This window comes from Mycobacterium sp. RTGN6 (genome assembly GCF_033804605.1).
Lineage (GTDB): Bacteria > Actinomycetota > Actinomycetes > Mycobacteriales > Mycobacteriaceae > Mycobacterium.
This window is the reverse complement of the sequence record NZ_JAPZKZ010000010.1, coordinates 315,450-337,439: the sequence shown is the minus strand read 5'-3', so window position 1 is coordinate 337,439 and position 21,990 is coordinate 315,450. Positions and strand designations below refer to the sequence as shown.

Sequence of the window (21,990 nt, the reverse complement as noted above, 5' to 3'; positions counted from 1 at the left end):
CAGAGGTAATACGAAACTCCCTCGGTCGCGAGGCCAGGGGTGTTTCGTTCTCGGCATGGACCGAATCTGGCAGTGGGCGTGGGATCGGCACGGAGCGAAGTACTCGTGGGCGATCGGTGCGATCATTTATTGGATTCTGCTGCAGATCTACCTTGTTCCAGCGTTTGTGATCGTCGCGTTCGAAGACTCCGGCCGCTACGTTGAGGCGGTAGCAATCACAGTCGTCGGCGTGATGGTGGTGGCGTACGTGACGGTGCTTCCCGGGTCGGGCTTGATTCGCCCTGCTGAACAGTGGGCTGCTGGCCACAAGGTCGATCGGGCAAGGGCACTGGACGCCACCTACTCCTACGCTCGGCGGATAGTTGCCCGGTCCGTGTCGTGCAACGCTGTGTGGGCCGCTGTGCTGGCGGTCATTGTCGGCACCATCGCCGGGGCGAGTGGATCGCGACTCGTCCAGTACGCGATCGTCACCGCCATCCTCGCTGCTGCCGTCCAGCTGATCGCCATTCACAGCATGGTCGAAGCAGCACTGCGTCCAGGCCGCGTCGCCCTCGCCGGTGACACGGGGATCGGTGACTCCCTGCCCCGCTCCCGGCCGACGTTTGCCGCGTGGTCGGACGTGTCCATGCTCGCGGTCGCCTTCTCGTACGCCGTCGCGGGCGCCATGCTGGCAGCCGTGGTCGATCAGTCAAGAGAGGTGCCCCTACTTGCGGTCGTGATCGGCGGTGGGCTGACGCTTCTCTTCGCGGTGCCGATCACCGTCGGCGTCGCGTTCTCTCAGTCCCTGCGACCCATCCGCGACATCGCGCACGGAACCGAACGAGTTGCGGCTGGCGACTACAGCCAACGCGTACCGGTAGTTCAAGACGACGACCTTGGCGCGCTGGCGGCGTCGTTCAACCGCATGCAGGCGGGTTTGGCTGAGCGGCAACGACTTCAGGCGGCGTTCGGCACGTACGTCGACCCGGCTCTGGCGGCGCGGTTGCTCGAGCAGGGTGACGATGTCTTCACCGGGGAGCGCCGCGAGGTGACGGTGATGTTCGTCGACATCCGTGACTTCACCCCGTTCGCCGAGGCCAACACCGCCGAGGACACCGTCGCCCGGCTCAACGCCCTGTTCGAGATCGTGGTGCCTGCCGTCGTCGAGGCCGGTGGGCACGTGAACAAGTTCCTCGGTGACGGCGCGCTGGCCGTCTTCGGCGCACCGAACGATCTCGCCGATCATGCCGAGGCCGCGGTGAGCGCCGCGGTGCTGATTTACCGCCTGGTGGCCGAGCGATTCAGCGGGGAGCTTCGGATCGGCATCGGGATCAACACCGGCAAGGTGATCGCCGGAACCATCGGCGGCGGAAGCAAACTCGAGTTCACCTTGATCGGTGACACCGTCAACGTCGCCGCCCGCGTCGAGCAGCTCACCAAGACCACTGGTGACGCGATCCTTCTTACCCACCAGACCGTCGACGCCCTGGCATCTCGACCGCACGGACTCATCGACCGGGGATCACACGAACTGAAGGGAAAGTCAGCCGCCGTGCAGGTCTTCGGCCTCGACCCAGTTGGGTCTTAACTCGGATCGACAGTTCCCCCAGGCGTGTGTCGCGCGGCAGTCGCATCCATGACTCCACGCAGTGCAGGTATCTCGTTGAGCAAGCGGTCGAGGTCATCGCGCGCAATATGCAGCACCTCGGCCTTTCCGGTCGTCGTCACGGTCGCATTCCGCAGTTTCCCGCGGCGAAGCGCGGATTCGCCGAACACCTCCCCCGGTCCCACCACGGCAACGCGGTCCTGGCCGACGTACACCGCCGCCTCCCCGCTGAGCAGGACGTAGCAGGCGTCCGAAGGTGTCTGTTCCTGAATCAGCGGCCATGGCCCGGACGTCGAGGTGCGATGTGCTGCTCGGACGATCCGCTGCAGGTCGTTGTCGGAGAACGTCGCCTCCGTAACGAATTCCCGGAGCCGACGGGCGCTTTCTTGATACTCGGCTTCCTTCGCGGCGGCGGCTTGCTTCTGACGCTCACGCTCGTTCATAGTGGGCTTCCCCGATCCGCGATGTGACCCAGACATCGAGGAGCCTAGCGACCGACCGCTGTCTGTAGATCCGTGTTGGCAAATCCGAAGGGGCGCAGCGCGTCGAGTGGCTCACGTAGTCAATTCGGACGTCTCCGCAGGTCGAGGTGATTTCTAGAGCGGGTTTGATGCCCTGCAGCACCACAAGAAGATGCAGGTCAGAGCCACAATCTCTGACCGGTTTCTGCCCGTCAATGCGATCTTCCGGCTTACGCTTGAGAACGTGGCCGAGGTGCTGCTGGAGCGCGAAGGGCCGATCGCGTGGTTGCGCATGAATCGCCCTGAGGCGCACAACGCTTTCAGCAGGGAGATGATGGCGCTGATGGCGGAGCGAGTGCACCAGCTCGCCGACGACCCGGAGGCGCGTGTCGCGATCTTGTGCGGCACCGGGCCGTCGTTCTGCACCGGGCTCGACGTGAAGGAACTCGTCCGCGGCGCGCTAGAAGTCGAATTCTTCGTCGACTGGAACCGCATGATGCGATCGCTGCGGGAGCTTCCGATTCCGTTGATCGCCGCGATTCACGGCCACTGCCTCGGTGGCGGAACGATGCTCACCCTTGAGTCCGACTACCGGCTCGCCAGTGACGATCTCTACATCGGGCTCGGCGCGCTGCGCCTCGGCATCCTTCCCGGCACAGCACCCGAGGTGCTGCCGGCGATCGTCGGCGCCGCCACTGCCCGCCGATTGTGTTTGTTCGCCGAGTATGTGGATGCGGATGAGGCGTTGCGAATCGGACTGGTTGACCGAATCGTGCCCCGCGCCGAGCTTGACGCCACGGCCCGCGAACTTGCCGAACGTGTGCTTGGGTTCTCGGCTGCGGCGCTGCGCGAGTGCAAGTCGCTCCTGGCGAGAGCGGGCACACTCGACACGGACGGGTATGAGCACGCATTTCGCGAGGCGCAGCAGCGGTGCCTCGATGACCGCGATCCGGGTTAGCGCCGAACAACTACTGGTAGCAAGGCTTTTCGAACACGAAGTCCTTCGCCGTTGGCCCGGTGAAGTATGGCTCGAGCTCACTGACTCCGGACGGCGCGGCCTCGTCGGGTTTGTGGATCTCGCTCCGCCGAAACACAATCTCGTTCGGCGTGCCGCTGTAATTGCCCGCCCCCTCGGGGAGCATGCCCTCGTAGTCCACGGAGGTCAGTGAGTTCACCGCAGCCAGGAGCCCGGCTCGGGTGAGGTCCTTGTTCTCGACCGCCTTCTGCAATGCCGCCTTCAGCGGGTACGAGAACACCCAGCCCGCGGTGTAGCCCTCATTGCCTGTCACGTTGCCGAGGGCCGATCGCATTGCCTCATGGCCAGGAGTGCTTGCGCCGTAAGGTTGCAACGGCGAGGACTGCAGATACTGCGACATGACCGCGGCCGCGGCTGGGCCCTTCAACAGGCCGGGGTTCCAAGTGGGGTTGGTGCCGATGAACTTGCCCTTGAATCCGCGTGCGCTTGCCTGACCGATGATCACTGCGGCGTCGGTTGGGCCGTTGGTGAGTATGACCACGTCGGGGTTGCCGGACACTATCGCGTCGATCGCACCCGCCTGATTGTCCTGTCCGCTCGCGGTTTTGACGTCGGTGAACGTCAGCCCCCGCTTTTCGGCCGCGACCCTGGCGCCGGCCGCGGCGTCGTCACCGTAGTCACCGGCAAGGTGCACGGCCATCACACTCTTGGCACCCAGCTTGTCGGCCGCGTAGTCCACCGAGTTCATCGATTCGATGCAGTAATTCGCGCCCGACTCGACCACCACGTCCTCGAACGCCCACAAGGACGTCCACGAGGCCGGTACCGCGACGATGTTGCTTGCCTTCAGGTCCGGCAGGATGGCTGCGGTTTGCGGCGAGCCGAGGGTTTGGGCCAGCGCCAAGATGTGGGGCTTGATCTCCTGATAGACCTGGTTGTGGATCTGCGGGTTGTACTTGTTGTCCTTGACGTACTTCGTCACGTCGATTTCGTAGCTGCCGATGCCACCCTGCTCGTTCACCCGCCGCCAGAAGGCCTTCTGCGCGTCCGTGATTGGCACGGCGAGCGCCTTGAACGGCCCTTCAGTGAGATCGGAGATCGTGCCGAGGTAGACGCAGCCCTTGCTGGTATCGATCGCCTGCGGGCACGGATCGTTGGTCACCCCGAAGTCGACCGTGATGCCCTCCTTGCCCGTTTGGGGAGCGGCGGATTCCTGGGAGCGGCAGCCGGGGACGGCCAAGGCGATGGCAAGCGGCACGGTCAGCGCCGCGACCATGCTTCGTCGAATGGTCATGGGATGTCTCACTTTCCGGTCGCACTCAGTACGAGAACGGCCACGCCTTCCAATAGTTGCGGACGCGAATCCAGATGCCGAACAAGCCCTTCGGCTCGAATAGCAGGAACCCGATGATGAGTAGGCCGTACAGGATCGATTCGACCTGAACGACGGTGATCCCTCCACCGGTCGCGCTGGTGCTGATGAACGGCAGCACGGCAGGCAGTTCGGAGGTGATGCGCGGCAGCAGCGTGATGAACATCGCGCCCATGATCGACCCGGAAATCGTTGCGACGCCGCCGATCAGAATCATGGCGATAAACTGCACGGACATCAGCAGGTTGAAGTTGCCCGCGGTGAACGTCTGTGGGATGACGTACAGCAGCGCTCCGGCGACCCCGGCGTAGAACGAGGAGACCGCGAACGCGATGACCTTATATCGGGTGAGGTTGACCCCGATCACTGCGGCGGCGATGTCCCGGTCTCGGATCGCGGCAAAGGCCCGGCCGGTGCGCGACCGGGCGAGGTTGCGGGCGAGCAGGGCGAAGACCACCAGGAGTACCAGCATCAGCAGATACAGCTGCTGGACGCGGGTCAGCGCCGCGCTATCGACATCGATACGGGTGCCGAACAGGGTGGCCACCGGCGCGGGCCGACCGATGTCGGGCGGGCCGGCTAGCTCCGTCCACTCGCGAAATACGTACTGCCCGATGAAGACCAGGCCTAGCGTGACGATGGCCAGATACAGCCCGCGCAGGCGCACGGCCAGCGGCGCAACCAGCGCGCCGGCGAGCGCCGACATCGCCCCGGCGGCCAGCAGCCAGACCGGTACCTCGGTGATCCCGAAGCCGAGCAGCCTGCCGTTCGGGTCGCCGGACAGCACCGCGGCGGTGTATGCGCCGATGGCCACGAAGAAGGCGTGGCCCAGCGACACCTGGCCCGCGTAGCCGGTGACGATGTTCAGCCCGATCGCCCCGATCGCCAGCGCGCACCCCGTGGCCAGCAGTTGCAAGAAGCCATCGTCGACCGAGAACGTCATGGCCAGTGCGACCACCAGCACCCCGGCGAGGAAGACCTTTTTCGGCGTGGTGTTCAGCAGTGCCATGTCCTGGCTGTAGGACGTGTACAACTCGGGGCGGCCGAACCTGGTCCGCAAGGATGACGTCATATTCGGATCACCTCGCGGGTGCCGAACAAGCCGTACGGCCGGACCAGCAATACCACCATCATCACCAAATACGGTGTGACGAGGGAGAACTCGCCGCCCAGCCAGGGCGCGATGTCCGCTCCGTAGGTGGCGACCAGCGATTCGACCACGCCGATCGCGAGCCCGGCGATCACTGCGCCGCCCAGCGAGTCGAGCCCGCCAAGGATGATCACCGGTAGTGCCTTGAGCGCGATGATCCACAACTGCTGGTCGACCCCGGCGCCGGTGGACACGAACACCCCGGCGACGGTGGCGAGCGCACCGGCGATCGCCCACGACAGGGCGAACACGAAGCCCACTGAAACCCCTTGGGCCAGCGCCACTTCCTGATCGAACGCGACAGCGCGCATCGCCAGGCCCATGCGCGAATAGCGGAAGAACGCGAACAGGATGGCGACAAGCACCATAGTCGTAACGAACATGATCAGGTGCCGCTGCTGCACCTCGACGCCAAGCAGGCGCGACGTCGACAGCCCCCAAGGGGCGCCCACCTGCCGCACGTCCAGCCCGATGTAGGCGTTTACCACCACCCTGATCACGATGTCGACGCCCAGCGTGATGATCGAGATGACGAACACCGGCTTGCCGATCATCGGGCGCAGCACGGTCCGCTCCACACCGACTGCGAGCAGCGCCACCGCAGCTGCGGCCAGGACCACTGCCAGGTAGAAGTTCACGGTCGTGACGAGATAGGTCACGAGCACCGCACCCGACAGCATCAATGCCGGCTGGGCGAAGCTGATCACTCCCATCGACTTGAAGATGATCACGAAGCCGAACGCCAGGAGCGCGTACACCGAGCCGTCGCCCAGTCCGCGCACCAGACACTGCACCAGTTCGGTCATCGGTACATGCCCTCGACTTGGTCTTCGAACATCGTCGCGATCGCCTTGCGCTTCACCTTTTGGGTGGCGGTCAGCTCGCCGTCCTCGTGGTCCAACTCCTTGGTCAGCATGGAGAACTTCTTGACCTGCTCGACCCTCGCGAACCGCCCGTTCACGTCGTCCACGATGGACTGGACGAGCCCGCGCACCTCTTTCTTCTCACCGAGGTCGCGATACGTGGTGTAGGGCAGCTTTCGCATCTGCGCCCAGTGGCCGACGGTGTCGAGCTCGATCCCGATCAACGCGGTCAGATACGGCCGCGCGTCGCCAATGACGATGGCCTCCTTGATGTATGGCGAGGCCTTGAGCGCATTCTCGAGCTCCGACGGCGCCACGTTCTTGCCGCCTGCGGTGATGATCAGGTCCTTCATCCGGTCGGTGATCTTGAGGTACGTGCCGTCCACCCACTCGCCGACGTCGCCCGTGTGCAACCAGCCGTCGGCATCGATGGTGCGGGCGGTTGCCTCCGGGTTCTTCCAGTACCCGGCGAAGGTCCCCGGATGCTTGGTGAGGATTTCCCCGGTGGCCTCGTCAATGCGCAGCTCGATGCCGGGATGCGGCTCGCCGACCGTGCCGAGCTTCACCCTGCCAGGCCGGTTGGCCGTGGCGATCGCGGTGTTCTCGGTCATCCCGTACACCTCGTGCATCGGCACCCCGATACCCATGAAGAACCGCAACACCTCGGGCGCGATCGGGGCGGCGCCCGACGTCGCGTGGCGGACCTTGCGCACGCCGATCCGATCCTGCAGCGCCCGGTAGTAGAAGACCCAACCGATCGTGTAGCGCACGCGGGTACTCACGGTGTGGCGGCCACCGGTGCGAACCAGCGTCTCGGCGATGTCGTCAGCCACCCGCAACCAGAACCGGCTGAACACACGCTTGAGCCAGGTCGCCTGGTCGACCCTGATCTGAACTCCGGCGAGCATCTTCTCCCAGATGCGCGGCACCCCAAACAAAATCGTCGGCTGCACTTCATGCAGGTCGGCCTGCACCGTCTCGATCGACTCGGCGAAATGCACCTGGATGCCGGCGCTCGCGGAGAACCAGGTGGTGAAAACCCGCTCCGCGACGTGGCACAGCGGCAGGTAGGACAGCATGACGTCCGACGGGGATGGCGGGGGAGAGGCGAACCCGCCGCCCTCGACGAGCACCTTGATGCAGAACTCCACGTTGGACACCGCGAGCATCGCGCCCTTGGGTGGCCCGGTGGTGCCCGACGTGTAGACGAGAGTCATGACGTCGGCCTCGCTAGCCTCGGCCATCCGGCGGTCGACCGCGTCGGGATCGGACTCGCGGTGCTTGGCGCCGAGGGCGAGGAAGTCGTCCCAGGACAACAGCTTCGGGTCGGTGTAGCGATATCGGATTCCGCGCGGCTCGAGGTAGATGATCTTCTCTAGCTCGGGTAGTTGGTCGAGCACCTCCAACGCCTTGTCGACCTGCTCCTGGTCCTCGGCGATCAGCACCCTGGCGCCGGAGTGCGAAAGCAAGTAGGCGACCTCGGCAGGGGGATTGGTCGGGTACAGACCAACGGTGGTGGCCCGCACCGCGATCGCGCCTATGTCGGAGTACAGCCATTCGCGGCGGTTTTCCGAATGCACTGCGACCCGGTCGCCAGGCTCGATGCCCAGCGCAAGCAAGGCGTGCCCGACCAACACGGCGCAGTTCCAGTAGTCCGCCCAGCTGACCTCCTGCCAGATGCCGAAGTCCTTCTCCCGTAACGCAATCCGATCAGGCATCTCGCGACCTCGATCGCGGACCCGGCTCGCCACCGTGGTGACCTTGGTGCTGAGCTGTTGAGCGACAACGGTCATGCCGCGCCCCCGGAGGTTCGGTGCTCCTGGCCTAGATAGGCCCTGATGACGTCTGGGTTGGTGGAGACTTCCCGTGGCGTGCCGATACAGATCGGCCTGCCGAAGTCCACCACCAGCACCCTGTCGGCGAGGTCCATCACCAGGCCCATGTCGTGTTCGACCATGACGATCGGGATGCGCAGCTCGTCGCACACGTCGAGGATGAAGCGGGCCATGTCCTCGGTCTCTTCGAGGTTCATCCCGGCCACCGGCTCGTCCAGCAGTAAGAGCTTGGGGCCCATGGCCAGTGCGCGGCCGAGTTCGACGCGCTTCTGCACGCCGTAAGGCAATTGGCCGACGGGGAACCGCCGCCACTGCTCCAGTTCGAGGAAGTCGATGATGTCCTCGACCGCTGCCCGGTTGAGCAGCTCGCACCGCCGCGCCTTGCCCAGCCAGGCGAACGACGACAGCACGCCATAGGTGTTGTGGTGGTGGCGGCCGAGCATGAGGTTGTCGAGCACGGTCAGGTTGGCGAACAGCTCGATGTTCTGGAACGTGCGGGCAATCCCGAGCTCGGCGATCTCGTCGGGACGCTTGCCGACTAGGTCGGTGCCGGCGAAGGTGACCCGGCCGGACTGAGGGCGATACACCCCGGACAGCACGTTGAAGATCGAGGTCTTGCCTGCGCCGTTGGGGCCGATGATCGCGAACAGCTCGCTGCCACCGACCTTGAACGACACCCCGTCGATGGCCGTCACGCCCGCGAAAGACAACTGGACATCGTCGAACTCCAGCACCGGGGCATCGACTTCCGGCTCCGCGGCGGCCCGCTCGGCGGTCGCGGTCACGACAGCCACCTCTTGCGCCGCTTGTAGTGCTTGACGTCGCGGAAGGATTTGGCCGCACCCTCGGCGCCCAATCCGAGGTAGAACTCGCGCACGTCCTCGTCCTCGAGCAGCTCGGCCGCCGGTTTGTCCATCACGATCTTGCCGTTTTCCATCACGTACCCGTGGTCGGCGATGGCCAGTGCCATGGCGGCGTTCTGCTCGACCAGAAGCACGGTGGTTCCGCTCGCGTTGATTTCCACGATCAGGTCCCGGATCTGCTGCGCGACCATCGGCGCCAAGCCCAGGCTCGGCTCGTCGAGCAGAAGGCAGCGGGGCCGCGACATCAGCGCTCGGCCCATCGCCAGCATCTGCTGCTCGCCGCCGGACAGGTAGCCGGCGGTGCGCTTGCCGCGCTGCGCGAGCACGGGGAACAGGCCGTACACCCGCTCCAGATTCTCGGATAGCTGTTTGGGTGCCACATGCCCGCCGATCCGCAGGTTTTCGTCCACGGTCAATTCGGCGAAGATCCGACGGCCCTCCATGACCTGTTTGATGCCCAGCGCCACGATCTTGGTCGGCGGTCGGTGGTGGATTTCTTGGGCGTCGAAAACGACTGAGCCCTTTGTGATCTCGCCGTCGTTGACGTCGAGGAGTCCGGTCATGGCAAGCAGCAGCGTGGTCTTACCCGCCCCGTTGGCGCCGAGCAGGGCGACGATCTTGCCTTCGGGCACGGTCATGCTGACGCCCCTGAGCACCTGGATCACGTCGTCGTAGACGACCTCCAGGTTGTTCACTGACAGGAGCGCCGAGGCGGCCGAGGCCCCTGAACGCATCGCGAATGTCCTCCCCCCTCGAGTGGACCCACCTGTGCTGCACTAACTGTGACCCATATCACTCAAAGACGGGGTCGTTTGCTAAAACCACTTCCGGCAAGTTGCATACCGCCGCCTACCAGGGGGTTCGGTTTGGGTGTAAACAATTGCAGCTGTGCGAGGACGTTTAGTCTCCCGGCCCAAGGATCATCCAAACAGCGCCCCAGGCGTGCCGCTGCTGTTTCCGACTTGGGTGGACCGGCTACAGATCAAGTACATGACCCCGGTGGTTCTGCGGGTCGCCCGCTTCTTGCCAACGTTGCCTGAGTCAGTCACGAATTCGCCGTCGCCCGAAGGGGTTCCAGAGTGCGTTGCAACCAGCCGAACATCAGGCCGATCGCTTCGGGCAGTTTGGAAGTCGCACAGTGCCCGGTGTCGGGGATGAGGTGGACTACGGTGTCGCGGCGGCCCTCGAAGACCGTGGTGTCGTGCTGGGGGACGTGCACGTCGTCGGCACCGTTGACCACCAGCATCGGGGCGTTGGTGTCCTGGTCGAGCAGCGGACGCAGCGAGAAGGCGCCGAACGTCGCCGCCAGTTCCGCGGCGCTGGGGCGCTGGGAGAACCCCAGCGCATTGCCGATGATTCCGTCCATTCCGAACTGCGCCATCGAAGCGTCCTTGCTGAACGCGGCCTCGACCGGTCCGCCAAGCACGATCGCGGCGTCCACCTCGCCAGCCAGCCCCGACCGGGCCGAGTAGTAGCCGCCCATCGAGATGCCCATGTGGATGACGATGCCGTTGCCCAGCGTCCGGGCTTCGGCGATCAGGCCGCGCACCAGCTCCCCGCCACCGTCGGGAGTCATCGGCACCCCCGATTCGCCGGTGCCTGCGATGTCGAAGGCCACCACCCGGACTCCAGCCGTCGCGGCGGCGAGCACGAAGATGCCGTGCATGTCCATCTTCCAGCTATCCACCCCGCCGGAGGCCAGCAGCACCGGCGCACCTGCCGGCAGGCGGGGCGCGGCGAAGACGTGCACCGGGATCGGTGTCGTGGCACCGCGGTACGGCACGTCAAACACCCGCCGCTGGAAGTCCACCCCGAAATCCGGTGCGGCAAGCAGATATTGCTCAAGCTGGTTTCGCAAGGCCAGGCGCTTGGAGTCGTCGGCCAGGGTTGGGAACTTCGCCCACCCGTAGGCCAGCGAGGCAAGTTGGTGCGAGCCTTCACTGGCGTAGCGCGCGGCCAGCGCCGACCACTCGTACACCCAACCGCCGGGCGCATCCGTCCACATCTGGGTGATCGCGGCGCGCACCGCGTCGACGTCTGGGGCGGGTAGCCCGGTGTTGACCATCTGGGGATACCGCTCGCCGAACAGATCCTCGGCGTCGACCGGCCACTGAAAGGACATCGCGAGCTCCTTCACCCTCCATTTTAATGCAGGAATACTGCGTTAACGGACGGTAGCACCACCTGCCGCTAAAGGCAAGAAAGCTGCGTTAGAATGCAACCCGTGGGTGAACCAACTTCTCGGCGCCGAACCGGCGGCCGCTCGGCCCGGGTCCGCGAGGCGGTCTTGAAGGCGACACTGCAGGCGGTGGCCGAGCACGGCGCCGACGCGGTCAGCATCAGTGAGCTCGCTCGCCAGGCAGACGTGCACGAAACGTCGATCTACCGGCGGTGGCCCACCAAGGAACATCTAGTGCTCGACGCATTGCTGGACTACAGCGAAGCCAAGCTCCCCATCCCCGACACCGGGGCCCTGCGGGACGACCTGATCGCGTTCGCGACCGCGGTTGCCGGCTACCTCGACTCGCCGCTCGGGCGCACACTCGTCAGGTCGATGGCAGTCGCCGGCGATGACGACACCCTCGCCGCGGGACGTGCCCAGTTCTGGAAGTCGCGACTCGACCTCGCCAGTGCGATCATCGCCCGCGCCAAGGACCGAGGCGAGGTCCCGACCGACCTCGACGCGGCCATGGCCCTCGAACTCGTCATTGCACCGCTGCACTTTCGGGCATTGCTAACCCGCCAGCCGATCGACGATCACGACATCGCGCAGCTCGTCGATGCGCTCGTGAACGGGTTGGCCAGCTGACCAAACCTCCTTAGCGACGGCCGTGGCCGTCGCTGCATGGACGTTGAACTGCACTAATGGTTGTACTTCACAGCCGATGGCAAGGTTGATGATCATGAACCGAGTTTCGAGGTTGAACCGCAAATGGGTGTCGGTGGCGATGGTGGGTTTCGCGGTGCTGAGTGTGCTGACGGCCTGCTCTGCATCACACGACAACATGGCGCCGCCGGAAAGCAGAATGACGAGCGCTCCGGCGGCCGGCATGAAGGACAGCGTTACGGCGCCTGCCCCGGAGTTCGGGCCACCGCCACCGCCGACCGAACAGCGCGACGTCGTCAAGACAGCGTCGATGACGATCACGGTTGCCAGCCCCTCGGAGGCCGCGGACAAGGCCGCCGTGCTTGCGGAGGACGCTGACGGTCGAGTGGACAGTCGCTCCGAGGACGCCGGCTCGGGCGGTGGGCGGGCCAGCACCTCCGTCGTGTTGCGCGTCCCCGTCTCGAAACTCGACGGTGTGGTGCGGGACCTGAAATCACTCGGGGCGGTGAAGACCGCCGAGACCAGCTCCGAGGACGTCACCGCCCAACGCGTCGACCTCGACGCTCGGATCAAGGCCCTGCAGACCTCGGTGGATCGGCTTCTGGCCATCATGCGCGACGCCAAGGACTCTGATGCGCTCATCAAGGCCGAGGATGCGCTCTCGGAGCGACAGTCCGAGTTGGACAGCCTGCGGGCGCAGCGCGATCAGCTCGGCGATCGCATCGACTACAGCACGGTCAACGTCAGCTTCATCGCCGAACAGATCGGCGGACCTGCGCCGCAGGAGTACAAGGGGTTCACCGGTCAGATCGAACGCGGTTGGGACGCAATGGTTTCGGTGGTGGGCAGCCTGGTCCTACTGTTCGGACTGCTGCTGCCGTGGCTTGGTGCGCTGGCCGTGGCCTGCGGGCTCGTGTACGTAGTCGTGCGCTTGGCGAGGGCGCGTCGACCCGTCGCGGCAGGTCCCCAAAACGACGACGATCCCCGGACGGGCCGGGGATCGTCGGTTGGGTCGGATGAACAGTCAGGCGGTGCGGCGGATGCCCCGCTTGAGCAATAGTTCGCGCTCGGACTCAGACAGTCCGCCCCAGATGCCGTAGGGCTCGCCGACGGCGAGGGCATGGGAGCGGCACTGAGCGACCACGGGGCAACTGCGGCACATTTCCTTGGCGCGCATCTCCCGCTGTGCGCGGGCCCGGCCGCGCTCTCCGTCGGGATGGAAGAACATCGATGACTCGACACCTCGGCAAAGGCCTTGCATCTGCCAATCCCAGATGTCGGCATTGGGCCCGGGTAGCTGCTGCGGCTGTGGCATTGGGTAAACCCCTCTCTACACAACCCCATTTCGTGGAACTAGGGGTGCGCGTGAGTCGTGGAACCGATCCGAGCACATGTCGCCGATGACTACTCGTGCACACAACGTAGAAGGGCTCAGGAAATCGAGTCAATAGCCGGCACGTGTGCTCAACCACATAACAGCAGCGTGAGAATTTACATCACGTTCATCATTGCGACCCGCGAGCAACGCGGAAGGGGATCACGAAACGCCAACCGCACGATCTCTTTTCGTGTTTCCGCTGTTCGCTGTAAACGGACTTACGTTGATCACTTCCAGCGCTCAGTAGGTAGTTGACATGCCGTTAACATCACCAGCATCAACTGTTAACGAAAGTTATTTTGGCGACAGTTTCGTCATCCGTGCCCGCCGGTATCGGGTACCTGTGACCACGATTTCCGATGTTGATAGCGTCGCCGTTCGATGAATACGTTGGCAGACGCTGCCTTCGGTGCCGACCCTGGTCGTTGGCCGTTGCGCTCGGCGAGCACCGGCGAACAGCACTGGCTACGCGCGGTGGCCGCCGGTGGGCAGGGTCGCTACGCCGTCGCGTTCACCGAACTCGAGGCGGTGCGCCGGGCCGGGGCGGGCGATCCCACTGGCTCGCTCGCGCTCAGCACAAGGGCGTCGTTTCTTCGCCAGCTCGGATGGCACGACCACGCGCGCGAGTGGGATGGTCGCGCCCTGGCAATCGCGGGGTCCGATGCCGACGCGCGTGCCGACGCGTTGATCGGGCTGGCCGCCGACGCGCTCGGAGTCGGCCGGTTCCCGCTATCGGCCCGGTTGTTGGAACGCGCGAAACTACTCGTCGACGCAACCGACTCGGCGCGATTGCCGGTGCGACTGGCGTGGGTCAGCGCCGAGCTGGCGATGTTCACCGGGCAGGGTGCCGCGGCGGTGGGACACGCCGAACACGCGGTGGCTTTCGCGGCCCCGCTTGGCTCGGTGCGACACGCCGTGAAGTCCGGCGTGGTGCTCGCCGCGGCACTGTGCTCCGCGGGTTTCACCGAGCGCTCGCAACACGTCGCAGATGCCGCGCTCGAGGCGACGGAGCGACACGGTTTGGTGCCGTTGACCTGGGCACTGGCGTGTCTGCTCGCCGACATCGGCAGTGCCTCGCGCGCGCCGGAAGAGATCACCGCCCTGCGCGACGAATGTGCAAGCGTCGTGCGTGCTCGAGGTGGCGTGTGGTCGGACCGCTGATTCCACGCGCAAGAGCCGGATCATTAGTCTTTAGCTGACACATCCACTTGGGCTATCGCCCCATCCGTAACGCTGGAGATACTGCCCACGATGACAATTTCGGGAGATGGTCTCGATGATGTCGTTGCTAGGGCTGTGGCGGGCGATCGAGACGCGCTCCAGAAGGTGCTGGAAACCATCCGTCCGATCGTGCTCCGGTATTGCCGGGCGAGGGTCGGGACGGCGGAGCGAAGCGGGTTGTCTGCGGACGACGTGGCTCAGGAGGTGTGCTTGGCCGCCATCACGGCGCTGCCGCGCTACAAGGATCAGGGACGACCGTTCCTGGCCTTCGTATACGGCATCGCCGCCCACAAGGTTGCCGACGCATTTCGCGCCATGGGACGAAACCAATCGGACGCCACGGACACTCTGCCCGACCGTGCCTCGGGCGATCTGGGCCCAGAGCAACTCGCTCTGGACTCCGATGCGGCCGCCCGCATGGACAGGCTCCTGGCGGTCCTGCCCGAGAAGCAGCGCGAGATCGTCATCCTCCGCGTGGTGGTCGGCATGAGTGCCGAGGAGACCGCCGAGGCGGTCGGCAGCACCGCTGGCGCGGTCCGCGTCGCGCAGCACCGCGCACTGACACGGCTCAAGGCTGAACTCGACGGAAGGAGGGAAAGCGATGCCTGACTTCGGTCGCTGGACCTCCAATGGCGGAGATCCGTCGCTCAACGACATCAACCGCGTCGACCGGTTCTTCGACGCGCTCAGCGACAAGCAGACCGCGTACTCCACCGATCACGCGGAGGCCGAGCTCGCGTTCCTGCTCGCCGACTGGCGTGACGACGTCCGCGACGCACCCGTGACCGCGCCGGTAACCCCGCGTGACGCCGCAGCCGCGCTGCGCGGTGGGCTCAACACTCGCAAGCGCAGCCGAACTTCGCTCGCGCTCGTCGGTTCGGCCGCGGCTGCGGTGCTGTGCCTCGGTGGGTTCGGCGTCGCGGTGTTCGGCTCGAGCCCGGGGGACGCCTTCTACGGCATGCGCACCACCCTGTTCGGTCAAGAGCAGGTGCGCGACGAGCAGGTCACGCTCGCGTCGCAGCAGCTCCAACAGGTGCAGCAGCTGATCGATCAAGGCCAATGGGAGCAGGCGCAGGACAAGCTCGCCGAGCTCAGCACCACGGTGCAGAGCGTGGAGGCGCCGCCCGAGCAGAAGCAGGATCTGATCCAGCAGTGGAATGCGTTGACGTACAAGGTCGTTGAGCAGGATCCTGCCGCGACGTTGCCGCCAGCCGGTGAGCCGTTGCCGGTCCTGCCCGACTCGCCGCTGACGCTGCTGCCGGTGCCGGTGATCGAGACGTCCACGTCTTCGTCGACGACGACGTCCACCACGACGACGTCCACGTCGACGTCGTCGGAGCTCCCGGGTCCCGAGATCGCGCTCACCAGCCCGACGAGTCCGACGAGTCCGACGGAGGCGACGGAGACGTCGACCCCGACGAGCCCGCCCACGTCGACAACGACGACGACCACGACGAGCGCACCCACGTCCACCACGACGACCACGACCACGACGACGTCGCGGCCTCCGGAAGTGACGTCGGTGCCGCAGACCGCCGCCGCGCAGCCGTCCACGGCTACCCAGGCACCGGTCCCGGCCAGCTCGTCGGTCGCACTGGCGCCGGCGCCGCCTGCAGCGCCCGCGCCACCTGCTGCGCCCGCGCCACCTGCGGGAGGATCAACTGGTTCGGGCCCGGCCGTCGCGCCGAGTCAGTCCGCGCCGAGTCAGTCCGAGCCCACGACGGTCACTCAGAACGCGCCGAAAAAGCCGAGCGAGGACGAGCAGGAAGTCGTGACGACGACGGTCGCACCGCCGCGCTGAGCGCGTTACGCCGTCAGCGATATCCGTCGGACTCCGACGTCGCCTCGTTGAGCGATGCGTCGGCATATCCGCGGCAGTAATCCCAGGTCACGTAGGCTTCGGGTTCCGGATCGTAGGCCGGCTCGTGAGGCCGGACGGTGCCGTCCACCAGCAACTGCAGCAAGTTCGCGCGCAGCATGTCCCAGTCGTGGTAATGGTCCTGCTGGCACTCGTCGCAGCAGACGACGAGGCCGCGGATTCCCTTGTGCGCCAAAAGAGTCTCGTAGACGGCCAAGTCGGCCAGATCGGCCTCGACGGCGACGCGCTCCTGCGGGTCCAGCGGCTGTCCCGGTTCGATGGCGTCAAGAGCGGCCGACGGATCACACGGGTCATCGGCGAACGGGTCCGGAGGCAAACCCGGCGGCAGGTGGTCGCGCACGGCTCCACAGTACGCAGTGGCCGGGGTATCGCGCCAGCGCTCCACGCCGCTGCGCCCTGGTTCTCGTGCGTGCTGAGCGCACCTCGAACCGTGTGGGGCGACCAGCGACTGGGGTCCGTCCAGATAAGATGAATGCCTAGTCCTGCCGTATGGAGGCCTCACCCATGTCGATCGCTGAAAGCAGCCTTCCCATCGCCGTTCCGGTGCCCACCGGCGGCGACGATCCGACCAAGGTTGCGATGCTCGGGCTGACGTTCGACGACGTCCTGCTGCTGCCCGCCGCGTCCGACGTGGTCCCCGCCAATGCCGACACGTCCAGCCAACTCACCAAGCGGATCCGGCTGAGGGTGCCGCTGGTGAGCTCGGCGATGGACACCGTCACCGAATCGCGCATGGCCATCGCCATCGCGCGGGCCGGCGGAATGGGCGTGCTGCACCGCAACCTGCCGGTGGCCGAACAGGCCGGACAGGTGGAGACCGTCAAGCGTTCGGAGGCCGGCATGGTCACCGACCCCGTGACCTGCTCGCCCGAGAACACGCTGGCCGAGGTCGACGCCATGTGCGCGCGCTTCCGCATCTCGGGGCTGCCGGTGGTCGACGGCGGCGGTCAACTCGTCGGCATCATCACCAACCGCGACATGCGCTTCGAAGTCGACATGGACAAGCCGGTGGCCGAGGTGATGACGAAGTCGCCGCTCATCACCGCCCAGGCGGGCGTGTCCGCCGAGGCCGCCCTTGGGCTGTTGCGCCGCCACAAGATCGAGAAGCTGCCCATCGTCGACGGGCACGGCAGGCTGACCGGGCTCATCACGGTCAAGGACTTCGTCAAGACGGAGCAGTTCCCGTTGGCCACCAAGGACAGTGACGGCCGGCTACTGGTCGGGGCGGCCGTCGGCGTGGGTGGGGACGCGCGCGAGCGGGCGATGACACTCGTCGACGCCGGGGTGGACGTGCTCGTCGTCGACACCGCACACGCTCACAACCGCGGCGTGCTGGAGATGGTGTCCTGGGTCAAGACCATGGCGGCCGGACGAGTCGACGTCATCGGCGGCAACGTCGCCACCCGCGCTGCGGCGGCCGCGCTGGTCGAGGCGGGGGCCGACGCCGTGAAGGTCGGCGTGGGACCGGGGTCCATCTGCACAACGCGCGTCGTGGCCGGCGTCGGGGCCCCGCAGATCACCGCGATCCTCGAGGCCGTGGCGGCGTGCGCGCCGTCCGGTGTCCCGGTGATCGCGGACGGCGGACTGCAGTACTCCGGCGACATCGCCAAGGCGCTCGCCGCAGGCGCATCGACGGCCATGCTGGGCTCGCTGCTGGCGGGTACCGCCGAGGCGCCTGGCGAGTTGATCTTCGTCAACGGCAAGCAGTTCAAGAGCTACCGCGGCATGGGTTCGCTGGGGGCCATGCAGACCCGCGGGCCCCAGAAGAGCTTCTCCAAGGACCGCTACTTCCAGGACGACGTGCTCTCCGAGGACAAGCTGGTACCCGAAGGCATCGAGGGCCGGGTACCGTTCCGCGGTCCGCTCTCGACGGTCATCCATCAGTTGACCGGTGGCTTGCGGGCGGCCATGGGCTACACCGGTTCGGCCACCATCGAGCAGCTGCAGCAGGCACAGTTCGTGCAGATCACCGCGGCGGGTCTGAAGGAGAGTCATCCGCACGACATCACGATGACCGCCGAAGCGCCCAACTACTACGCCCGCTAGGACTAAGAGCATGCGTGACCTAGTCGAAATCGGCATGGGCCGAACCGCCCGCCGCACATACGAACTCGGCGACATCAACATCGTCCCGTCGCGTCGGACCCGCTCCTCGCAGGACGTGTCGACGGCGTGGCAACTCGACGCGTACCGCTTCGAGATCCCCGTCGTCGCGCATCCCACCGACGCGTTGGTGTCGCCCGAGTTCGCCATCGAGCTCGGAAGGCTCGGCGGGTTGGGCGTGCTCAACGGCGAAGGGCTCATCGGCAGGCATGCCGACGTCGAGGCCAAGATCGCCCAGGTCATCGAGGCCGCGGAGAAGGAGCCGGAACCTTCCGCGGCGATCCGGTTGCTCCAGCAGTTGCACTCCGCGCCGCTGGATCCCGAGCTGCTCGGTGCGGCCGTCACGCGGATCCGCGACGCCGGGGTCACCACCGCGGTCCGGGTCAGCCCGCAGAACGCCCAGGCGCTGACCCCCGCACTGGTGTCGGCGGGCGTCGACCTGCTCGTCATCCAGGGCACTATCATCTCGGCCGAACGTGTCGCGCAGGACGGCGAGCCGCTCAACCTCAAGACGTTCATCTCCGAGCTCGACATCCCCGTGGTCGCGGGCGGAGTGCTCGACCATCGCACCGCCCTGCACCTCATGCGCACCGGCGCGGCCGGCGTGATCGTCGGGTACGGATCGACGTCCGGCGTCACCACCAGCGACGAAGTCCTCGGCATCAGCGTTCCGATGGCCACCGCCATCGCCGACGCCGCGGCCGCCCGTCGCGAATACCTCGACGAGACCGGTGGCCGCTACGTCCACGTGCTGGCCGACGGCGACATCCACACGTCCGGCGAGTTGGCCAAGGCCATCGCGTGCGGCGCCGACGCCGTCGTGCTGGGCACGCCGCTGGCCGTGTCGGCCGAGGCGATGGGCGACGGCTGGTTCTGGCCATCGGCGGCGGCGCACCCGTCACTCCCACGCGGCGCGCTGTTGCAGGTCGCGCTGGGCGAGCGCCCGTCGCTTGCGCAGGTGCTCAGTGGGCCGTCCGACGATCCGTTCGGGTCGCTCAACCTGGTGGGCGGTTTGCGTCGCTCGATGGCCAAGGCCGGCTACTGCGACCTCAAGGAATTCCAGAAGGTCGGACTGGCCATCGGCTCCTGAGTTATTGGGATCGGTAGCCATCCCGATCCGCTGTACTCGTTCCATGAAGCGAACACTGATCACGGGATTGGCAGCAGCGGCCGTGGTGGCCGGCGGTCTCGGGTTGGCGGGCGGCACTGCCCAGGCCGAACCCGGCTGGGGTCCCAGCTATTCAGGTGGGAACTGTCCGGCCGGGATGAGCTGCACCCACTGGTGCCCCGGCGACCCGCCCATTCCTGGTAGCGAATTCGGCGTCCTCAGCTGGGACTGGAACGTCTGCCACGACTGGTACTGGAACTCCGACGGCATCGTCGACGTGGCCACCATGATCGTCTACCCGTGGCACGGCACTCCGCACGTCATCGCGCCCCCGCCTCCGCTGCCCGACGTGCCCCCGCCGCCTCCGCCGCAGCGGCCGGACTACTGCCCGCCCTTCAACGTCCCCTTCTTCGCCCCATCGGCGTGTGGCGGGCTCTGAGTACGCGAGTTCTGCAGCAGGGTCGTGGTCCGGAGGTGATCACGACCATTCCGCAGAAATGGGCGTGGTGATCGTCGAGTTCTGCAGCAGGGTCGTCGCTGTCTCCCGCTGATCGCAGCTACCACGCAGAACTCGCGTACTTAGGGTCGCCTCTCTAGAAGTTACCCGCCAGTAAGTTCATAATCGACCGATGGAGCCTGACTACGACGTCTTGATCATCGGCTCGGGGTTCGGCGGCAGCGTCAGCGCGCTGCGCCTGACCGAAAAGGGCTACCGCGTCGGCGTCCTCGAAGCGGGTCGGCGGTACGCCGACGACGAGTTCGCCAAGACCTCCTGGAACCTGCGCAAGTTCCTGTGGGCCCCGCAATTTGGGATGTATGGCATCCAGCGCATCCACCTGCTGCGCAACGTGATGATCCTGGCGGGCGCAGGCGTCGGCGGCGGATCGCTCAACTACGCCAACACGCTGTACGTCCCACCGGAGCCGTTCTTCAACGACCCGCAGTGGAAGGGCATCACCGACTGGCGCGCCGAGCTCATGCCGCACTACGAGCAGGCGCAGCGGATGCTCGGCGTCGTCCCGAATCCGACGTTCACCGACGCCGACCGGATCTTGAAGGAAGTCGCCGACGACATGGGCGTGGGCGACACGTTCGTCGCGACGCCGGTCGGGGTGTTCTTCGGGCCCGACGGCGAGAAGACCCCAGGCAAGACCGTCCCCGACCCGTACTTCGGCGGGGCGGGCCCGGCGCGCACGGGTTGCCTGGAATGCGGAGCGTGCATGACCGGCTGCCGATTCGGCGCCAAGAACACCCTGCTGAAGAACTACCTCGGGTTGGCGGAATCGGCTGGCGCACAAGTACATCCGCTGACGATGGTCAAGGGGTTCGAGCAGCGCGCGGACGGACTGTGGGAGGTTCGCACGGCGCGCACCGGCAGCAAGCTGCGACGGAGGCGAAAGACGTTCACGGCGCGCTACGTGATCCTGGCGGCGGGCACGTACGGCACCCAGAAGCTGCTGTTCAAGATGCGCGACAAGGGCACGCTGCCGAAGCTGTCGGACCAGCTCGGCGTGCTGACGCGGACCAACTCGGAGTCCATCGTCGGCGCGGCCACGCTGAAGGTCACCGGCGAGTACGACCTCACCCACGGCGTGGCGATCACGTCGTCGATCCACCCGACCGCCGACACCCACGTCGAACCCGTGCGCTACGGCAAGGGCTCGAACGCGATGGGTCTGCTGCAGACGCTGATGACCGACGGCACCGGACCGCAGGGCACTGACACCCCGCGGTGGCGGCAGCTGCTGGATCAGGCAGGCGAGGATCCGAAGCAGATGCTGCGGATGCTCAACCCCCGGCAGTGGAGCGAGCGCACGGTGATCGCGCTGGTGATGCAGCACCTCGACAACTCGATCACCACGTTCACCCGGAAAACGAAGTTCGGCTTCCGCATGTTGGACAGCAAGCAGGGCCACGGCGAGCCCAACCCCACGTGGATCCCCGCGGGCAACGAGGTCACCCGGCGCATCGCCAAGAAGATCGACGGCGTCGCGGGTGGCACGTGGGGCGAATTGTTCAACATTCCGCTAACTGCGCACTTCCTCGGCGGCGCCGCCATCGGTGACACCCCCGAGCACGGCGTCATCGACCCGTACCAACGCGTGTACGGGTATCCGACACTGTCCGTCATGGACGGTGCCGCGGTCTCGGCGAACCTCGGAGTCAACCCGTCGCTGTCCATCACCGCCCAGGCCGAACGCGCGGCAGCGCTGTGGCCGAACAAGAACCAGGACGATAAGCGCCCCGCGCAGGGGCAGCCGTACCAGCGCTTGGCACCCATCGCCCCCGAACATCCGGTGGTGCCTGCGGACGCCCCTGGCGCTTTGCGGCGGTTGCCGATCGTGCCGGCTACCTCGGCCGGGTGAGTC

Annotated in this window: 22 protein-coding genes; 11 read left to right on the top strand and 11 right to left on the bottom strand. The window is 66.2% G+C overall.

Annotated elements, in window-relative coordinates; translation table 11 throughout:
- Positions 1-55: 55 nt before the first annotated feature.
- Positions 56-1,567, top strand: a complete 1,512-nt coding sequence (locus SLQ33_RS24900; protein ID WP_319456554.1) for an adenylate/guanylate cyclase domain-containing protein — start codon at positions 56-58, stop codon at positions 1,565-1,567.
- On the opposite strand, the gene SLQ33_RS24895 is transcribed toward SLQ33_RS24900, so the two are convergent.
- A complete protein-coding gene (locus tag SLQ33_RS24895; protein WP_319456553.1) occupies positions 1,564-2,028 on the bottom strand; it encodes a cyclic nucleotide-binding domain-containing protein in 465 nt (154 codons plus the stop codon). The two genes, SLQ33_RS24900 and SLQ33_RS24895, sit on opposite strands and share 4 nt — an antisense overlap.
- Before the next feature lie 262 nt (positions 2,029-2,290).
- Between SLQ33_RS24895 and SLQ33_RS24890 the strand changes: the two genes are divergently transcribed.
- Complete coding sequence (locus SLQ33_RS24890) at positions 2,291-3,004, top strand: enoyl-CoA hydratase/isomerase family protein (protein WP_319456552.1); 714 nt, start codon at positions 2,291-2,293, stop codon at positions 3,002-3,004.
- A 10-nt stretch (positions 3,005-3,014) separates the two neighbouring features.
- Here SLQ33_RS24890 and SLQ33_RS24885 read toward each other — a convergent pair whose 3' ends face one another.
- The 7 genes from SLQ33_RS24885 to SLQ33_RS24855 all read right to left on the bottom strand — a co-directional run bounded on the left by SLQ33_RS24885 (position 3,015) and on the right by SLQ33_RS24855 (position 11,227).
- Positions 3,015-4,316: an ABC transporter substrate-binding protein gene (locus SLQ33_RS24885; protein ID WP_319456551.1), complete on the bottom strand. Its 1,302-nt coding sequence runs from the start codon at positions 4,314-4,316 to the stop codon at positions 3,015-3,017.
- Positions 4,317-4,341: 25 nt separating this feature from the next.
- A complete protein-coding gene (locus SLQ33_RS24880) occupies positions 4,342-5,466 on the bottom strand; it encodes a branched-chain amino acid ABC transporter permease (RefSeq protein ID WP_319456550.1) in 1,125 nt (374 codons plus the stop codon).
- On the bottom strand, positions 5,463-6,350 hold the full coding sequence (locus SLQ33_RS24875) for a branched-chain amino acid ABC transporter permease (RefSeq protein WP_319456549.1): 888 nt from the start codon (positions 6,348-6,350) through the stop codon (positions 5,463-5,465). The genes SLQ33_RS24880 and SLQ33_RS24875 overlap by 4 nt, the downstream gene beginning before the upstream one ends.
- Positions 6,347-8,200 carry an AMP-dependent synthetase/ligase gene (locus SLQ33_RS24870; RefSeq protein WP_319456548.1) on the bottom strand — a complete coding sequence of 618 codons (1,854 nt, stop codon included), beginning with the start codon at positions 8,198-8,200 and terminating at the stop codon, positions 6,347-6,349. Before SLQ33_RS24870 ends, SLQ33_RS24875 begins: the two co-directional genes overlap by 4 nt.
- The gene (locus tag SLQ33_RS24865; protein ID WP_319456547.1) at positions 8,197-9,027 is read right to left on the bottom strand and encodes an ABC transporter ATP-binding protein; all 831 of its coding nucleotides are present in this window, start codon (positions 9,025-9,027) and stop codon (positions 8,197-8,199) included. The genes SLQ33_RS24870 and SLQ33_RS24865 overlap by 4 nt, the downstream gene beginning before the upstream one ends.
- Entirely contained in the window at positions 9,024-9,839 is an 816-nt protein-coding gene (locus tag SLQ33_RS24860) for an ABC transporter ATP-binding protein (RefSeq protein WP_319456546.1), read from the bottom strand. The genes SLQ33_RS24865 and SLQ33_RS24860 overlap by 4 nt, the downstream gene beginning before the upstream one ends.
- Positions 9,840-10,150: 311 nt before the next feature.
- Positions 10,151-11,227 (bottom strand): alpha/beta hydrolase, encoded by a 1,077-nt coding sequence (locus SLQ33_RS24855; RefSeq protein WP_319456545.1) that lies wholly within the window; start codon positions 11,225-11,227, stop codon positions 10,151-10,153.
- A 102-nt stretch (positions 11,228-11,329) separates the two neighbouring features.
- On the opposite strand from SLQ33_RS24855, the gene SLQ33_RS24850 reads away from it, so the two are divergent.
- Complete coding sequence (locus SLQ33_RS24850; protein ID WP_319456544.1) at positions 11,330-11,914, top strand: TetR/AcrR family transcriptional regulator; 585 nt, start codon at positions 11,330-11,332, stop codon at positions 11,912-11,914.
- Here the strand turns inward: SLQ33_RS24850 and SLQ33_RS24845 are convergent.
- Positions 11,840-12,157 carry a hypothetical protein gene (locus SLQ33_RS24845; RefSeq protein ID WP_319456586.1) on the bottom strand — a complete coding sequence of 106 codons (318 nt, stop codon included), beginning with the start codon at positions 12,155-12,157 and terminating at the stop codon, positions 11,840-11,842. The two genes, SLQ33_RS24850 and SLQ33_RS24845, sit on opposite strands and share 75 nt — an antisense overlap.
- Here SLQ33_RS24845 and SLQ33_RS24840 point away from each other — a divergent pair.
- Positions 12,111-12,992, top strand: a complete 882-nt coding sequence (locus tag SLQ33_RS24840; protein ID WP_319456584.1) for a DUF4349 domain-containing protein — start codon at positions 12,111-12,113, stop codon at positions 12,990-12,992. The two genes, SLQ33_RS24845 and SLQ33_RS24840, sit on opposite strands and share 47 nt — an antisense overlap.
- On the opposite strand, the gene SLQ33_RS24835 is transcribed toward SLQ33_RS24840, so the two are convergent.
- Entirely contained in the window at positions 12,957-13,247 is a 291-nt protein-coding gene (locus SLQ33_RS24835) for a WhiB family transcriptional regulator (protein WP_319456543.1), read from the bottom strand. The genes SLQ33_RS24840 and SLQ33_RS24835 overlap by 36 nt on opposite strands.
- A 444-nt stretch (positions 13,248-13,691) precedes the next feature.
- Between SLQ33_RS24835 and SLQ33_RS24830 the strand changes: the two genes are divergently transcribed.
- The 3 genes from SLQ33_RS24830 to SLQ33_RS24820 all read left to right on the top strand — a co-directional run bounded on the left by SLQ33_RS24830 (position 13,692) and on the right by SLQ33_RS24820 (position 16,332).
- Positions 13,692-14,471: a hypothetical protein gene (locus tag SLQ33_RS24830; protein WP_319456542.1), complete on the top strand. Its 780-nt coding sequence runs from the start codon at positions 13,692-13,694 to the stop codon at positions 14,469-14,471.
- A 90-nt stretch (positions 14,472-14,561) separates the two neighbouring features.
- Positions 14,562-15,140 carry a sigma-70 family RNA polymerase sigma factor gene (locus tag SLQ33_RS24825; RefSeq protein ID WP_319456541.1) on the top strand — a complete coding sequence of 193 codons (579 nt, stop codon included), beginning with the start codon at positions 14,562-14,564 and terminating at the stop codon, positions 15,138-15,140.
- The gene (locus SLQ33_RS24820) at positions 15,133-16,332 is read left to right on the top strand and encodes an anti-sigma-D factor RsdA (RefSeq protein WP_319456540.1); all 1,200 of its coding nucleotides are present in this window, start codon (positions 15,133-15,135) and stop codon (positions 16,330-16,332) included. Before SLQ33_RS24825 ends, SLQ33_RS24820 begins: the two co-directional genes overlap by 8 nt.
- Positions 16,333-16,345: 13 nt before the next feature.
- On the opposite strand, the gene SLQ33_RS24815 is transcribed toward SLQ33_RS24820, so the two are convergent.
- Positions 16,346-16,750 (bottom strand): DUF5319 domain-containing protein, encoded by a 405-nt coding sequence (locus tag SLQ33_RS24815; protein ID WP_319456539.1) that lies wholly within the window; start codon positions 16,748-16,750, stop codon positions 16,346-16,348.
- Between the two features lie 164 nt (positions 16,751-16,914).
- On the opposite strand from SLQ33_RS24815, the gene guaB reads away from it, so the two are divergent.
- The 4 genes from guaB (at position 16,915) to SLQ33_RS24795 (ending at position 21,987) form a co-directional block, all read left to right on the top strand.
- On the top strand, positions 16,915-18,456 hold the full coding sequence (gene guaB / locus SLQ33_RS24810; RefSeq protein WP_319456538.1) for an IMP dehydrogenase: 1,542 nt from the start codon (positions 16,915-16,917) through the stop codon (positions 18,454-18,456).
- Positions 18,457-18,466: 10 nt separating this feature from the next.
- Positions 18,467-19,603 (top strand): GuaB3 family IMP dehydrogenase-related protein, encoded by a 1,137-nt coding sequence (locus tag SLQ33_RS24805; RefSeq protein ID WP_319456537.1) that lies wholly within the window; start codon positions 18,467-18,469, stop codon positions 19,601-19,603.
- Positions 19,604-19,646: 43 nt separating this feature from the next.
- Entirely contained in the window at positions 19,647-20,060 is a 414-nt protein-coding gene (locus tag SLQ33_RS24800; protein WP_319456536.1) for a hypothetical protein, read from the top strand.
- 190 nt (positions 20,061-20,250) lie between these two features.
- Entirely contained in the window at positions 20,251-21,987 is a 1,737-nt protein-coding gene (locus SLQ33_RS24795) for a GMC family oxidoreductase (protein ID WP_319456535.1), read from the top strand.
- Positions 21,988-21,990: the final 3 nt, after the last annotated feature.

Bases quoted from the DNA above. Each gene is read 5' to 3' on its own strand.
- SLQ33_RS24900 (WP_319456554.1), top strand. From the start codon at position 56: ATGGACCGAATCTGGCAGTGGGCGTGGGATCGGCACGGAGCGAAGTAC.
- SLQ33_RS24895 (WP_319456553.1), bottom strand. From the start codon at position 2,028: ATGAACGAGCGTGAGCGTCAGAAGCAAGCCGCCGCCGCGAAGGAAGCC.
- SLQ33_RS24885 (WP_319456551.1), bottom strand. From the start codon at position 4,316: ATGACCATTCGACGAAGCATGGTCGCGGCGCTGACCGTGCCGCTTGCC.
- SLQ33_RS24880 (WP_319456550.1), bottom strand. From the start codon at position 5,466: ATGACGTCATCCTTGCGGACCAGGTTCGGCCGCCCCGAGTTGTACACG.
- SLQ33_RS24875 (WP_319456549.1), bottom strand. From the start codon at position 6,350: ATGACCGAACTGGTGCAGTGTCTGGTGCGCGGACTGGGCGACGGCTCG.
- SLQ33_RS24870 (WP_319456548.1), bottom strand. From the start codon at position 8,200: ATGACCGTTGTCGCTCAACAGCTCAGCACCAAGGTCACCACGGTGGCG.
- SLQ33_RS24860 (WP_319456546.1), bottom strand. From the start codon at position 9,839: ATGCGTTCAGGGGCCTCGGCCGCCTCGGCGCTCCTGTCAGTGAACAAC.
- SLQ33_RS24855 (WP_319456545.1), bottom strand. From the start codon at position 11,227: ATGTCCTTTCAGTGGCCGGTCGACGCCGAGGATCTGTTCGGCGAGCGG.
- SLQ33_RS24840 (WP_319456584.1), top strand. From the start codon at position 12,111: ATGGCGCCGCCGGAAAGCAGAATGACGAGCGCTCCGGCGGCCGGCATG.
- SLQ33_RS24845 (WP_319456586.1), bottom strand. From the start codon at position 12,157: ATGCCGGCCGCCGGAGCGCTCGTCATTCTGCTTTCCGGCGGCGCCATG.
- SLQ33_RS24835 (WP_319456543.1), bottom strand. From the start codon at position 13,247: ATGCCACAGCCGCAGCAGCTACCCGGGCCCAATGCCGACATCTGGGAT.
- SLQ33_RS24830 (WP_319456542.1), top strand. From the start codon at position 13,692: ATGAATACGTTGGCAGACGCTGCCTTCGGTGCCGACCCTGGTCGTTGG.
- SLQ33_RS24825 (WP_319456541.1), top strand. From the start codon at position 14,562: ATGACAATTTCGGGAGATGGTCTCGATGATGTCGTTGCTAGGGCTGTG.
- SLQ33_RS24820 (WP_319456540.1), top strand. From the start codon at position 15,133: ATGCCTGACTTCGGTCGCTGGACCTCCAATGGCGGAGATCCGTCGCTC.
- guaB (WP_319456538.1), top strand. From the start codon at position 16,915: ATGTCGATCGCTGAAAGCAGCCTTCCCATCGCCGTTCCGGTGCCCACC.
- SLQ33_RS24805 (WP_319456537.1), top strand. From the start codon at position 18,467: ATGCGTGACCTAGTCGAAATCGGCATGGGCCGAACCGCCCGCCGCACA.
- SLQ33_RS24800 (WP_319456536.1), top strand. From the start codon at position 19,647: ATGAAGCGAACACTGATCACGGGATTGGCAGCAGCGGCCGTGGTGGCC.
- SLQ33_RS24795 (WP_319456535.1), top strand. From the start codon at position 20,251: ATGGAGCCTGACTACGACGTCTTGATCATCGGCTCGGGGTTCGGCGGC.